Below are 14,518 nucleotides of genomic sequence, written 5' to 3'. Positions count from 1 at the left end.
TCGGCTAAAGTCGCCACCCTTTCTTCACTGGCATGGGGATAAGTGACGTGTTTATTGGTTTTGATTACGGCACCGCAAACTGTTCGGTGGCGGTCATGCAGGACGACAGCCCGCGACTGCTCACCATGGAAAACGGCAGCACTCTGTTGCCGTCGATGCTCTGCGCGCCGACGCGCGAAGCGGTCAGTGAATGGCTGTACCGCCATCATGATGTACCGTTACTGGGTGATGAAACCCAGGCGCTGTTGCGCCGGGCTATTACGTTCAATCGCGATGAAGACATTGAGGTGCTGCGAAACAGCGTGCAGTTTGGTCTCGCCTCGCTGAAACAGTATATGGACGATCCTGAAGAAGTCTGGTTCGTCAAGTCACCGAAATCATTCCTCGGCGCCAGTGGCCTGAAGCCGCAGCAGGTGGCGCTGTTTGAGGATCTGGTCTGCGCGATGATGCTGCATATCAAACAGCAGGCGCAGTCGCAGTTACCGGAAGAGATAGACCAGGCGGTGATTGGTCGCCCGATTAACTTCCAGGGGCTGGGTGGTGAAGAGGCCAACCAGCAGGCACAGGGGATCCTCGAACGCGCGGCAAAACGTGCGGGTTTTCGCGATGTCGTCTTTCAGTACGAACCGGTCGCCGCCGGGCTTGATTTCGAAGCCACGCTGACAGAAGAAAAGCGCGTGTTAGTGGTGGATATCGGCGGGGGTACTACCGACTGTTCTTTGCTGCTGATGGGGCCAACATGGGGTCACCGTCAGGATCGCGCGCAAAGCCTGCTCGGTCACAGCGGTTGCCGCATTGGCGGTAACGATCTGGACATCGCGCTGGCGTTTAAATGCCTGATGCCGCTGCTGGGTATGGGTGGCGAAACGGAGAAAGGCATCGCGTTACCGGTGCTGCCGTGGTGGAATGCGGTGGCTATCAACGACATTCCGGCGCAAAGCGATTTCTACAGCAGCGCTAACGGCCGGGCGCTGCGCGATATGGTCCGTGACGCTCGCGACGCCGAAAAAGTCGCGCTGTTGCTGAAGGTCTGGCAACAACGTCTGAGCTACCGGCTGGTACGCAGCGCCGAAGAGAGCAAAATCGCCCTCTCCGACCGTCAGAACATCACCACGACGCTGCCGTTTATCAGCGAATCACTGGCGACGGAAATCAACCAGCTCGGGCTGGAAGCGGCGCTGAACCAGCCGCTGGCGCGCATTCTGGAGCAGGTCCAGTTAGCGCTCGACAACAGCAACGTGCGTCCTGACGTCATCTACCTGACCGGCGGCAGTGCGCGCTCGCCGTTGATTCGCAAAGCGCTGAGCGAACAGCTTCCTGGCATTCCAGTCGCCGGGGGTGATGATTTCGGTTCAGTAACCGCCGGACTGGCGCGTTGGGCACAGGTCATTTTTGCCTGATTTCACGATCTGCCTCGGGAAAGCGGGATTGACTCCGCCGCGTATTCGTCTTAACGTGAAGGGATAAGGGAAAGGGAGGAGTATCCTCCCCCTGGTGTCTTAGTAAGCTGTGAAACTTATGACTAAGAGTATCACCAGTATGATGACGAGCTTCATCATATGCCCTTTCCTTCTAAAGGCCCCTTCCTCGGGAGGGGCTTTCCCGTTTCAGCCCCTTGCTGAAATCCTTTCAGCCTGACCTCCCTGCCGGTACGCACTTTAGCGCGCAACGCGGGTTTCCTGCTCAGCTTTCCTTCCGCCTTGCGAGGCGCCTCGTAAAACACTGATATTTACCGCATCTCAGACGAATCCTGACGGTGTTTCATATTTCCTCCATTTTTCCGGGGAAGGCGATGACTAAACTAGTATCATCTCCGACACGTTTCAGGATGAGAGTCGATAACGATGAAAGGCAGTAAGAAAACCCGCTGGGGAAGTGCTCTGGCCGTGATTGTGGTGGTGATTGTCGCCGCTGGCTACTGGTACAGTCGCTCCGCGCCGGAAACGACGATGCCCACAGCCAAAGAGCAAGGGCAAAAGCCAGCTGCCGGGGCACGAAGAGGCGGACGTTTTGGTGGCGCGCTGGCTCCCGTCCAGGCGGCAACGGCCACCAGCGAATCCGTCCCCCGTTATCTCACCGGGCTTGGTACCATCACCGCAGCCAACACCGTTACCGTTCGCAGCCGGGTGGAGGGTCAGTTGCTGGCTATTCACTTCCAGGAAGGGCAACAGGTAAAAGCGGGCGACCTGCTGGCGGAAATCGACCCCAGCCAGTTTAAAGTGACACTGGCGCAGGCCCAGGGCCAACTGGCGAAAGACATGGCAACCCTCGCCAATGCGCGCCGTGATCTGGCGCGTTATCAGCAACTGGTGAAAACCAGTCTCGTCTCCCGTCAGGATCTCGACACCCAGCAGGCGCTGGTCAGCGAAAGCCAGGGTACCGTTAAGGCCGATGAGGCGAGCGTCGCCAGCGCGCAGTTGCAGCTCGACTGGACGCGCATCACCGCCCCCATTGACGGTCGTGTCGGTTTGAAACAGGTTGATATCGGCAATCAGATCTCCACCAGCGACACCAACGGCATTGTGGTACTGACCCAGACGCATCCTATCGATCTGGTCTTTACCCTGCCGGAGAACAACATCGCGACCATCGTTCAGGCGCAAAAAGCCGGGAAAACCCTGACGGTGGAAGCGTGGGACCGCACCAATAAGCAGAAACTGAGCGCCGGGACGCTACTGAGTCTGGATAACCAGATTGACGCCACCACCGGCACCATCAAGCTGAAAGCACGCTTTAACAACGAAGATGACGCACTGTTTCCCAACCAGTTCGTCAACGCGCGCATGCTGGTGGATACCGAACAAAACGCGGTGGTGATCCCAACCGCCGCGCTACAAATGGGCAACGACGGTCACTTCGTCTGGGTGCTGAACGCAGACAACAAAGTCAGTAAACACAATGTCACTCCCGGCATTCAGGACAGTCAGAAAGTGGTCATCAGCGCCGGATTATCGGCAGGCGACCGGGTGATCACCGACGGTATCGACCGTCTGACAGAAGGCGCGAAAGTGGAAGTGGTGGAAGCGCAAAACGCCACCGCAGCCCCGGCAGAAAAACCGACCGCGCGTGACTATGGACAGAAAGGAGCACGCTCCTGATGCAGGTATTACCGCCGGGCAGTACGGGCGGCCCGTCCCGTCTGTTTATCATGCGCCCTGTCGCCACCACGCTGTTGATGGTGGCGATTTTGCTCGCCGGGGTGATTGGTTATCGTTTCCTGCCGGTCTCTGCCCTGCCGGAGGTCGATTACCCGACGATTCAGGTCGTCACGCTGTACCCTGGCGCCAGTCCGGATGTGGTCACGTCGGCCATTACCGCGCCGCTTGAACGCCAGTTCGGGCAGATGTCCGGACTCAAACAAATGTCGTCGCAAAGCTCCGGCGGCGCCTCGGTGGTCACCCTGCAATTTCAGCTGACGTTACCGCTGGATGTCGCCGAGCAGGAAGTGCAGGCCGCCATCAACGCGGCGACCAACCTGCTGCCGGACGATTTACCCAATCCGCCGGTTTACAGCAAAGTTAACCCTGCCGATCCGCCCATCATGACGCTCGCCGTCACCTCTTCTGCCATGCCAATGACCCAGGTGGAAGATATGGTCGAAACCCGCGTCGCGCAGAAGATTTCTCAGGTCAATGGCGTCGGTCTGGTCACCCTGGCGGGCGGCCAGCGCCCGGCGGTGCGGGTGAAACTTAACGCGCAAGCCATCGCCGCGCTGGGTCTGACCAGCGAGACGGTACGTACGGCGATCACCAGCGCGAACGTCAACTCGGCAAAAGGGAGCCTTGACGGCCCGGCGCGTGCAGTGACGCTGTCGGCGAATGACCAGATGCAGTCCGCCGAAGAGTATCGTCAGTTAATCATTGCTTATCAGAACGGTGCTCCTGTTCGTCTGGGCGATGTGGCAGCTGTTGAACAAGGGGCGGAAAACAGCTGGCTGGGCGCATGGGCCAACAAAGAACAGGCGATTGTGATGAACGTCCAGCGTCAGCCGGGCGCCAATATCATTGATACCGCCGACAGCATTCGCCAGATGCTGCCGCAACTGACGGAGAGCCTGCCGAAATCGGTGCAGGTCAAAGTCTTGTCCGACCGCACCACCAACATTCGCGCATCGGTCAGCGACACGCAATTTGAGCTGATGCTGGCAATCGCGCTGGTGGTGATGATTATCTACCTGTTCTTACGCAACATCCCCGCCACCATTATTCCCGGCGTGGCGGTCCCGCTGTCGCTGGTTGGTACGTTTGCGGTGATGGTGTTCCTCGACTTCTCGATCAACAACCTGACGCTGATGGCGCTCACCATTGCCACCGGTTTCGTGGTCGATGACGCCATCGTGGTGATCGAGAACATCTCGCGCTATATCGAAAAAGGCGAAAAGCCGCTGGCCGCGGCGCTGAAAGGTGCCGGGGAGATCGGCTTTACCATCATTTCACTGACCTTCTCGCTGATTGCCGTGCTGATCCCGCTGCTGTTTATGGGCGACATCGTGGGGCGTCTGTTCCGCGAATTTGCGGTTACCCTGGCGGTGGCGATTTTAATCTCCGCCATCGTTTCGCTGACGCTGACGCCGATGATGTGCGCACGCATGCTGAGTCACGAATCGCTGCGCAAGCAAAACCGTTTTTCGCGCGCCAGTGAGCGCTTCTTTGACAACGTGATCGCCGGGTACGGTCGCTGGCTGGCGAAGGTGCTGAACCATCCGTGGCTGACGCTGGGCGTGGCGCTGGCAACGCTGGTGCTCTCCATTTTGCTGTGGGTTTTTATTCCGAAAGGCTTTTTCCCGGTGCAGGACAACGGCATCATTCAGGGCACGTTGCAGGCACCACAGTCGGTCTCCTTCGCCAGCATGGCGCAGCGCCAGCAGCAGGCTGCGGATAAAATCCTGAGTGATCCGGCAGTAGAAAGCATGACCACGTTTGTCGGTGTTGACGGTACCAATCCGGCGCTGAACAGCGCGCGTTTACAGATTAACCTCAAGCCGCTGGCTCAGCGTGACGATCGCGTCCAGACCGTCATCCGCCGTCTGCAGCACGAGATCGATGGCGTTCCTGGCATCGAACTTTACCTGCAACCGGCGCAGGATCTGACCATCGACACCACTGTCAGCCGCACGCAGTATCAGTTTACGCTGCAGGCGAACTCGCTGGACGCGCTCAGTACCTGGGTACCGCAACTGATGACGCAGTTACAGGCGCTGCCGCAACTGGCTGACGTCAGCAGCGACTGGCAGGATAAAGGGCTGGCGGCATACGTTAACGTTGATCGCGACAGCGCCAGCCGCCTCGGCATTTCAATGTCTGATGTCGATAACGCGCTGTATAACGCCTTTGGTCAGCGACTGATCTCGACGATTTACACCCAGTCCAACCAGTATCGCGTGGTGCTGGAGCATGACACCAGCGAAACGCCGGGGCTGGCGGCGCTGGACAATATTCGTCTCACCAGCAGCAGTGGCGGCAGCGTCCCGCTGACGGCCATTGCGAAAGTTGAGCAGCGTTTTACACCGCTGTCAGTGAACCATCTGGATCAGTTCCCGGTCACCACCATTTCGTTCAACGTCGCGCAGGGCTCGTCGCTGGGTGATGCGGTCGACGCCATCATGAGTGCCGAAAAAACGCTGAATCTGCCCGCCGATATTCGCACCGAATTCCAGGGCAGTTCGCTGGCATTTCAGTCGGCGCTCAGCAGCACCGTCTGGCTGGTGATCGCCGCGATTGTGGCGATGTACATCGTGCTCGGCATTCTGTATGAAAGCTTTATTCACCCGATCACTATTCTGTCGACGCTGCCCACGGCGGGGGTTGGCGCACTGCTGGCATTGCTGCTCGCCGGTAGCGAACTCGACGTGATTGCCATCATCGGCATTATTCTGCTGATCGGTATCGTGAAGAAAAACGCCATCATGATGATCGACTTTGCGCTGGCCGCCGAACGCGAGCAGGGTATGCCGCCGCGCGAGGCAATCTACCAGGCGTGTCTGCTGCGTTTCCGGCCGATTCTGATGACCACGCTGGCAGCGTTGCTCGGTGCGCTGCCGCTGATGCTGAGCACCGGCGTCGGCGCCGAACTGCGTCGTCCGCTGGGGATCGGCATGGTCGGCGGTCTGCTGGTCAGCCAGGTGTTAACCCTGTTCACCACGCCGGTTATCTACCTGCTGTTTGACCGCCTGTCGCTGCACCTGAAGAGCCGTTTCCCGAAACGTGAAGAGGAGGCGTAAATGAAGTTTTTCGCCCTCTTCATTTACCGCCCGGTGGCGACGATCCTCATTTCGCTCGCCATCACTCTTTGCGGCGCGCTGGGGTTCCGGCTGTTGCCGGTCGCCCCGCTGCCGCAGGTGGATTACCCGGTGATCATGGTCAGCGCCTCGTTGCCCGGCGCGTCGCCAGAAACCATGGCCTCGTCCGTCGCCACACCGCTGGAACGGGCATTAGGGCGCATCGCCGGGGTCAACGAAATGACTTCCACCAGCTCGCTTGGCAGCACACGCATCATCCTGCAATTCGATCTCAGTAAAGATATTAACGGTGCGGCACGCGACGTACAGGCGGCAATTAATGCCTCACAAAGCCTGTTGCCAACTGGCATGCCGAGCCGCCCGACCTATCGCAAAGCCAACCCGTCTGACGCGCCAATCATGATCCTGACGTTAACGTCAGACACCTACTCGCAGGGCGAGCTGTACGATTTCGCCTCAACGCAATTAGCACAGACGGTGGCGCAAATCGAAGGCGTAGGCGACGTGGATGTCGGCGGCAGTTCGCTGCCCGCCGTGCGCGTCGATCTCAACCCGCAGGCGCTGTTCAACCAGGGTGTTTCGCTGGATGACGTGCGCAGCGCCATCAGCAACGCCAACGTGCGTAAACCGCAGGGCGCGGTTGAAGATGGCAGCCATCGCTGGCAGCTTGCCACCAATGACGAGTTAAAAACCGCCGACGAATACAAACCGGTCATCGTCCATTACAACAATGGCGCAGCGGTGCGTCTGGGCGATGTGGCGACAGTCAGCGACTCAGTGCAGGACGTGCGTAATGCCGGGATGACCAACGCGAAACCAGCCATTCTGTTGATGATCCGCAAGCTGCCGGAAGCCAACATCATTCAGACCGTTGATGCGATCCGCGCCCGTCTGCCGGAACTCAAAGAGACCATTCCCGCCGCCATTGACCTGCAGATTGCCCAGGATCGCTCCCCCACCATTCGCGCCTCGCTGGAAGAAGTGGAGCAGACGCTGGTGATCTCCGTCGCGCTGGTGATCCTCGTGGTGTTCCTCTTTTTGCGTTCCGGGCGCGCAACGCTGATCCCGGCGGTGGCAGTGCCCGTTTCGCTGATCAGCACCTTTGCCGCCATGTATTTATGCGGTTTCAGCCTGAATAACCTGTCGCTGATGGCACTGACCATCGCCACCGGGTTTGTGGTCGATGACGCGATTGTGGTGCTGGAGAATATCTCGCGACACCTCGAAGCGGGGGTAAAACCGTTGCAGGCCGCGCTTCAGGGAAGCCGGGAAGTCGGTTTTACCGTGCTATCGATGAGTCTGTCGCTGGTGGCGGTCTTTTTACCGCTGCTGCTGATGGGCGAACTGCCGGGCCGGTTATTACGTGAGTTTGCGGTGACGCTGTCGGTCGCTATCGGGATTTCGCTGGCGGTATCGTTAACCCTGACGCCCATGATGTGCGGCTGGCTGCTGAAAAGCCATAAGGCGCATCAACCGGTGCGCAAGCGCGGCTTTGGCCGTATGCTGGTAGCGATGCAACAGGGGTATGGCCGCTCGCTGCGCTGGGTGCTGAACCATACCCGGCTGGTCGGCGTGGTGCTGTTGGGCACCATTGCGCTCAATATCTGGCTCTACATCTCCATTCCGAAAACCTTCTTTCCGGAACAGGATACCGGCGTGCTGATGGGCGGTATTCGCGCAGATCAGAGCATCTCTTTCCAGGCCATGCGCGGCAAATTACAGGACTTCATGAAAATCATCCGTGAAGATCCCGCCGTTGATAACGTCACCGGCTTTACCGGCGGTTCGCGGGTGAACAGCGGCATGATGTTTATTACTCTGAAATCCCGCGACCAGCGTCAGGAGACCGCACAGCAGGTGATAGACAGGCTGCGCGTTAAGCTGTCGAAAGAACCCGGGGCGAATCTGTTTCTGATGGCGGTGCAGGATATCCGCGTGGGCGGTCGTCAGGCCAACGCCAGCTATCAGTACACCCTGCTGTCGGACGATCTCGCCGCCCTGCGTGAGTGGGAGCCGAAAATCCGCCGGGCGCTGGCGGCTTTGCCGGAACTGGCGGATGTCAACTCCGACAGCGATGACAACGGTGCTGAGATGGATCTGGTTTATGATCGCGAAACCATGTCACGGCTGGGCATTAATGTAGAAGCCGCAAACAGCCTGCTGAACAACGCTTTCGGCCAGCGCCAGATCTCGACCATTTATCAGCCGCTGAACCAGTATAAAGTGGTGATGGAGGTGGATCCGGTTTATACCCAGGACGTTAGCGCGCTGGATCAGATGTTTGTGATTAACAGCGACGGCAAAGCAATTCCGCTCTCCTATTTTGCCAAATGGCAGCCCGCCAACGCGCCGCTGTCGGTGAATCATGAAGGGCTTTCGGCGGCCTCCACCGTCTCGTTTAACCTGCCGACCGGGAAATCGCTGTCGGATGCCAGCGCGGCCATTGAACGAACGATGACGCAACTGGGCGTACCGCCGAGCGTGCGCGGCAGTTTCGCTGGCACGGCGCAGGTTTTCCAGTCGATGATGCAATCACAGGTGATCCTGATTCTGGCCGCCATCGCCACGGTTTATATTGTGCTGGGGATCCTCTACGAGAGCTATGTGCACCCGTTGACCATTCTCTCCACGCTGCCGTCGGCCGGGGTTGGCGCGTTGCTGGCGCTACAACTTTTCGGCGCCCCATTTAGCTTAATCGCGCTGATTGGTATCATGCTGCTCATTGGTATCGTCAAAAAGAATGCCATCATGATGGTCGACTTTGCGCTTGAGGCGCAACGCACCGGCAATCTACCGCCTGAAGAGGCTATTTTTCAGGCCTGCCTGCTGCGTTTCCGGCCGATTATGATGACCACGCTGGCGGCGCTGTTTGGTGCGTTACCGTTAGTGTTATCCGGCGGCGATGGCTCCGAACTGCGCCAGCCGCTGGGAATTACCATTGTGGGTGGTCTGGTGATGAGCCAGCTACTGACGTTGTACACCACGCCGGTGGTGTATCTTTTCTTTGACCGTCTGCGTTTGCGCTTTGCCCGCAAATCCCGACAACCTGTAACCGGGTGAACATGGTAGATCTTCCGCGTAGCGTTCGCTGGCAGCTATGGATTGTGGCCTTCGGCTTCTTTATGCAGTCGCTGGATACCACCATCGTCAACACTGCCCTCCCCTCAATGGCGAAAAGCCTCGGGGAGAATCCGTTGCACATGCATATGGTGATCGTCTCGTATGTCCTGACCGTCGCCGTGATGCTGCCTGCCAGCGGCTGGCTCGCTGACCGCGTCGGCGTGCGCAACGTCTTTTTCACCGCCATTGTGCTGTTCACCGCCGGTTCATTCTTCTGCGCGCAATCCAGCACGCTCAATGAGCTGGTGATGGCTCGCGTATTACAAGGCGTGGGCGGTTCGATGATGGTACCGGTCGGGCGCTTAACGGTGATGAAAATCGTGCCGCGCGATCAGTACATGGCGGCGATGACGTTCGTCACGCTTCCCGGCCAGGTGGGGCCGCTGATGGGGCCCGCCCTCGGTGGGGTTCTGGTGGAATACGCCTCGTGGAACTGGATTTTCCTTATCAACATTCCGGTCGGGATCATTGGCGCGATTGCCACGCTGATGCTGATGCCCAACTACACGTTGCAGACGCGGCGCTTTGATGTCTCGGGCTTTATCTTGCTGGTGATTGGCATGGCGACGCTGACGCTGGCACTCGACGGGCAAAAAGGGCTCGGCCTGACGCCGCTGATGCTCGGCATTCTGGTCACCGTCGGGCTGTTTTCCATTCTGTTTTATCTCTGGCACGCGCGTGACAACGACTCGGCGCTGTTCAGCCTGAAATTGTTTCGTACGCCGACGTTCTCCCTCGGGCTTGGTGGCAGCTTCGCCGGGCGTATCGGTAGTGGCATGCTGCCGTTTATGACGCCAGTGTTCCTGCAAATCGGCCTTGGCTTCTCACCGTTTCATGCCGGGCTGATGATGATCCCGATGGTCATTGGCAGTATGGGGATGAAGCGCATTATCGTGCAGGTGGTCAATCGCTTTGGCTATCGCCGGGTGCTGGTGACGTCAACGCTGGCACTGGTGCTGGTCAGTCTGCTGTTTATGTCCGTCGCGCTGCTGGGCTGGTACTACCTGCTGCCGGTGGTGCTGTTTGTACAGGGGATGGTGAACTCCACCCGCTTCTCCACCATGAACACCATGACGTTAAAAGATTTACCGGACGAATACGCCAGCAGCGGTAACAGCCTGCTGTCGATGATCATGCAACTGTCGATGAGTATCGGCGTCACCGTCGCCGGGTTGTTGCTCGGACTGTACGGTCAGCAACATGTCGCGACCGACACCAGCGCCACGCACCATATTTTTCTCTACACCTATCTCAGCATGGCGGTAATCATTGCGTTACCGGCACTGATTTTCCGACATGTCCCCGATGACATCACGAAAAACGTGGTCATAAACCGGCGTAAAAGGAGGGAATCGTGAAATTATGGCGTCCGGGGATCACCGGTAAACTGTTTCTCGCTATTTTTGCGACCTGCATTGTGCTGCTGGTCACCATGCACTGGGCGGTGCGGCTGAGTTTTGAACACGGTTTTATTGATTACATCAAGCGCGGCAACGAGCAGCGTTTGCAACTGCTGGGCGATGCGCTCGGTGAGCAGTATGCGCTGCATGGCAACTGGCGTTTTTTGCGCAATAACGATCGCTTTGTTTTCCAGATACTGCGCTCGCTGGAGCATGATGGGGGCGACGATCGCCCCGGTCCTGGCATGCCGCCGCACGGCTGGCGGACTCAGTTCTGGGTGATCGATCAGGATGCGCACGTACTGGTTGGCCCGCGTGCGCCCGTTCCGCCGGACGGCACCCGGCGCGCGATTGTCGTCAATGGCACCGAAGTGGGTGCGGTGATCGCTTCCCCGGTTGAGCGCCTGACGCGCAATACCGACATCAATTTCGACCGTCAGCAAAAGCGCACCAGCTGGCTTATCGTCGCGCTCTCCACCCTGCTGGCGGCGCTGGCGACCTTCCCGCTGGCCCGCGGCCTGCTGGCGCCAGTGAAACGGCTGGTGGAAGGTACGCATCAACTGGCAGCAGGGAATTTTTCCACCCGCGTGGCCGCCACCGGTGCTGATGAGCTGGGAAAACTGGCGCAGGATTTTAACCAGCTCGCCAGCACGCTGGAACGCAACCAACAGATGCGTCGCGATTTTATGGCCGATATTTCTCATGAACTGCGCACCCCGCTGGCGGTGCTGCGCGGCGAGCTGGAAGCCATTCAGGATGGCGTTCGCCAGTTCACGCCGGAGTCGGTGATGTCGCTACAGGCGGAGGTCGCCACGTTGACCAAACTGGTGGAAGACTTGCACCAGTTGTCGATGTCTGACGAAGGCGCGCTGGCCTACCAGAAAGCCACTGTCGATGTCGTAACGCTGCTGGAGATGGCGGCGGGCGCTTTCCGTGAACGGTTCGCCAGCCGCGGGCTGTCCATCGCTTTTTCGCTGCCGGAAACCATTACCGTATTCGGCGATCGCGACCGCCTGATGCAACTCTTCAATAATTTGCTGGAAAACAGCCTGCGCTACACTGACAGCAGCGGTAAGCTGCTGATTAGCGCCGTGACGGAGAACCATACCGTCACCATTGATTTCGCCGACAGCGCGCCCGGCGTCACCGACGAACAGTTGAATTTACTTTGCGAACGCTTTTACCGTACCGAAGGCTCCCGCAATCGTGCCAGCGGCGGTTCCGGTCTTGGCCTGGCGATTTGCCTGAACATTGTCGAGGCGCACGGCGGCACGCTCAACGCCACGCATTCGCCTTTTGGTGGGGTTAGCATTAAAGTAGAGTTACCGCTGGAACGAGATTTACCGAGAGACGTATGACCACGTTACCCATTGATGCCAACGCGCCACGGATTTTAGTCGTGGAAGATGAACCCAAACTGGGGCAGTTGCTGATCGACTATCTGCAGGCGGCGAACTATGCGCCGACGCTCATCAGCCATGGCGATAAAGTGCTGTCGTACGTGCATCAGACACCGCCTGATCTCATCCTGCTGGATCTCATGCTGCCCGGCACCGACGGCTTAACCCTGTGTCGTGAAATTCGTCGCTTTTCGGAAGTGCCGGTGGTGATGGTGACCGCCAAAATCGAAGAGATCGACCGCCTGCTAGGGCTGGAGATTGGCGCTGACGATTACATCTGCAAGCCCTACAGCCCGCGCGAAGTGGTCGCCCGCGTGAAGACCATTCTGCGCCGCTGCAAGCCGAAGCGTGAGTTGCTGGCGCTGGATGCCGAAAGCCCGTTGATTGTTGATGAAGGCCGTTTTCAGGCGTCATGGCAGAACAAGCTGCTGGATTTAACCCCTGCTGAATTTCGCCTGTTGAAAACACTCTCCAGCGAGCCGGGGAAAGTCTTCTCCCGCGAGCAACTGCTCAACAATCTGTACGACGATTACCGCGTCGTCACTGACCGCACCATCGACAGCCACATCAAAAACCTGCGCCGCAAGCTGGAAGCGCTGGACGCCGAGCAGTCATTTATTCGCGCCGTGTATGGCGTTGGCTATCGCTGGGAGGCGGACGCCTGCCGTATCGCCTAGAATCTTCGGTTTACTCCCCTGCCGCCCGGCGCTACAATTCCCGCCCTTAAAGTATGGGAACTCCCCCTGCCGCCTTACCCTGTGAGGCGGATCTGACCTGTCATCAGAACGAGAAAATCATGTTTAAACCGGAACTCCTTTCCCCGGCGGGAACGCTGAAAAATATGCGTTACGCGTTCGCTTATGGCGCCGATGCAGTATACGCGGGCCAGCCGCGTTACTCTTTGCGCGTGCGTAACAACGAATTCAATCACGAAAACCTTCAGCTTGGGATCAACGAAGCCCATGCGCTCGGCAAAAAATTCTACGTGGTGGTGAATATCGCGCCGCATAACGCCAAGCTGAAAACGTTCATTCGCGATCTGAAACCGGTGGTGGAAATGGGGCCGGATGCGCTGATTATGTCCGATCCTGGGCTGATTATGCTGGTGCGCGAGCACTTCCCGGAGATGGCAATCCATCTCTCTGTGCAGGCCAACGCCGTTAACTGGGCGACGGTGAAATTCTGGAAGCAGATGGGCCTGACCCGCGTGATCCTCTCCCGCGAACTGTCGCTGGAAGAAATTGAAGAAATCCGCAATCAGGTACCGGACATGGAGATTGAAATCTTCGTTCACGGCGCGCTGTGCATGGCGTATTCCGGTCGCTGCCTGCTCTCCGGCTACATCAACAAACGCGATCCGAACCAGGGCACCTGCACCAACGCCTGCCGCTGGGAATATAACGTCCAGGAAGGTAAAGAGGACGACGTCGGCAACATCGTGCATAAATACGAGCCGATTCCGGTGCAGAACGTCGAACCGACGCTGGGCATCGGCGCGCCGACGGACAAAGTGTTTATGATTGAAGAGGCGCAGCGTCCGGGTGAATACATGACCGCGTTCGAAGACGAGCATGGCACCTACATCATGAACTCGAAAGATCTGCGCGCGATTGCGCACGTTGAGCGCCTGACGCAGATGGGCGTTCATTCGCTGAAAATCGAAGGCCGCACCAAATCCTTCTACTACTGTGCCCGTACCGCGCAGGTCTATCGCAAAGCCATCGACGACGCCGCTGCCGGTAAACCGTTTGATACCAGCCTGCTGGAAACGCTGGAAGGTCTGGCGCATCGCGGTTATACCGAAGGTTTCCTGCGCCGTCATACCCATGACGATTATCAGAACTACGAATACGGCTATTCGGTTTCCGAGCGTCAGCAGTTTGTCGGCGAATTCACCGGCGAACGTAAAGGGCCGCTGGCTGCCGTGGCGGTGAAAAACAAATTCAGCGTGGGCGACAGCCTTGAACTGATGACGCCGCAGGGCAACGTCAACTTTACGCTGGAACACATGGAAAACGCGAAAGGCGAAGCGATGCCGGTCGCACCGGGTGATGGTTACACCGTCTGGCTGCCGGTACCGGAAGAACTGGTGCTAAATTATGCACTTCTGATGCGTAATTTCGCGGGTCAGAGCACGCGTAACCCGCACGGTAAGTAGTTAATCTGGGTTATTTTTTCTGCACGGAAGATTCTTAGAATCCGATCACATACCGCTTCGTTCATTAAGGGTATTATCTCTACGCTGAAAAACATAACCCATAAAGCTAGCTGTACCAGGAACCACCTCCTTGGCCCGTGTAATCTCCCTTACGCGGGCTTATTTTTTTCTTCACCTTTTTCCGCTGTTTCAGCCTGTTCCT

9 protein-coding genes are annotated in these 14,518 nt (G+C 58.1%); 8 read left to right on the top strand and 1 reads right to left on the bottom strand.

What is annotated here, in order from left to right; translation table 11 throughout:
• The first annotated feature begins 47 nt into the window (after positions 1–47).
• Positions 48–1,400 carry a molecular chaperone gene (yegD, locus tag AOY23_RS15525; protein WP_054180257.1) on the top strand — a complete coding sequence of 451 codons (1,353 nt, stop codon included), beginning with the start codon at positions 48–50 and terminating at the stop codon, positions 1,398–1,400.
• Positions 1,401–1,499: 99 nt separating this feature from the next.
• Here the strand turns inward: yegD and AOY23_RS22660 are convergent, their stop codons facing one another.
• Complete coding sequence (locus tag AOY23_RS22660; protein ID WP_072171031.1) at positions 1,500–1,559, bottom strand: type I toxin-antitoxin system Ibs family toxin; 60 nt, start codon at positions 1,557–1,559, stop codon at positions 1,500–1,502.
• A 285-nt stretch (positions 1,560–1,844) separates the two neighbouring features.
• Between AOY23_RS22660 and AOY23_RS15520 the strand changes: the two genes are divergently transcribed.
• The 7 genes from AOY23_RS15520 to trhP all read left to right on the top strand — a co-directional run bounded on the left by AOY23_RS15520 (position 1,845) and on the right by trhP (position 14,316).
• Positions 1,845–3,098, top strand: coding sequence for an MdtA/MuxA family multidrug efflux RND transporter periplasmic adaptor subunit (locus AOY23_RS15520; protein ID WP_054180256.1), 1,254 nt, complete (start codon positions 1,845–1,847; stop codon positions 3,096–3,098).
• The gene (locus AOY23_RS15515; RefSeq protein ID WP_054180255.1) at positions 3,098–6,220 is read left to right on the top strand and encodes an MdtB/MuxB family multidrug efflux RND transporter permease subunit; all 3,123 of its coding nucleotides are present in this window, start codon (positions 3,098–3,100) and stop codon (positions 6,218–6,220) included. Before AOY23_RS15520 ends, AOY23_RS15515 begins: the two co-directional genes overlap by 1 nt.
• On the top strand, positions 6,221–9,298 hold the full coding sequence (gene mdtC / locus AOY23_RS15510) for a multidrug efflux RND transporter permease subunit MdtC (RefSeq protein ID WP_054180254.1): 3,078 nt from the start codon (positions 6,221–6,223) through the stop codon (positions 9,296–9,298).
• Between the two features lie 2 nt (positions 9,299–9,300).
• A complete protein-coding gene (gene mdtD / locus AOY23_RS15505) occupies positions 9,301–10,716 on the top strand; it encodes an MFS transporter (protein WP_054180253.1) in 1,416 nt (471 codons plus the stop codon).
• Entirely contained in the window at positions 10,713–12,116 is a 1,404-nt protein-coding gene (baeS, locus tag AOY23_RS15500; RefSeq protein ID WP_054180252.1) for an envelope stress sensor histidine kinase BaeS, read from the top strand. Before mdtD ends, baeS begins: the two co-directional genes overlap by 4 nt.
• Complete coding sequence (gene baeR / locus AOY23_RS15495; RefSeq protein WP_054180251.1) at positions 12,113–12,835, top strand: envelope stress response regulator BaeR; 723 nt, start codon at positions 12,113–12,115, stop codon at positions 12,833–12,835. The genes baeS and baeR overlap by 4 nt, the downstream gene beginning before the upstream one ends.
• Positions 12,836–12,954: 119 nt before the next feature.
• Complete coding sequence (gene trhP / locus AOY23_RS15490; RefSeq protein WP_054180250.1) at positions 12,955–14,316, top strand: prephenate-dependent tRNA uridine(34) hydroxylase TrhP; 1,362 nt, start codon at positions 12,955–12,957, stop codon at positions 14,314–14,316.
• Positions 14,317–14,518 lie beyond the last annotated feature (202 nt).

Origin of the sequence: Trabulsiella odontotermitis, assembly GCF_001297775.1 — a bacterium.
In the GTDB taxonomy this organism is placed as follows: Bacteria; Pseudomonadota; Gammaproteobacteria; order Enterobacterales; family Enterobacteriaceae; genus Trabulsiella; species Trabulsiella odontotermitis.
The sequence above is the reverse complement of the archived record's forward strand: the minus strand, read 5'-3'. Positions and strand labels throughout refer to the sequence as shown.

Coding starts and splice junctions, on each gene's coding strand:
- mdtD (WP_054180253.1), top strand. CDS start 9,301: ATGGTAGATCTTCCGCGTAGCGTTCGCTGGCAGCTATGGATTGTGGCC.
- baeR (WP_054180251.1), top strand. CDS start 12,113: ATGACCACGTTACCCATTGATGCCAACGCGCCACGGATTTTAGTCGTG.
- AOY23_RS15515 (WP_054180255.1), top strand. CDS start 3,098: ATGCAGGTATTACCGCCGGGCAGTACGGGCGGCCCGTCCCGTCTGTTT.
- trhP (WP_054180250.1), top strand. CDS start 12,955: ATGTTTAAACCGGAACTCCTTTCCCCGGCGGGAACGCTGAAAAATATG.
- mdtC (WP_054180254.1), top strand. CDS start 6,221: ATGAAGTTTTTCGCCCTCTTCATTTACCGCCCGGTGGCGACGATCCTC.
- AOY23_RS15520 (WP_054180256.1), top strand. CDS start 1,845: ATGAAAGGCAGTAAGAAAACCCGCTGGGGAAGTGCTCTGGCCGTGATT.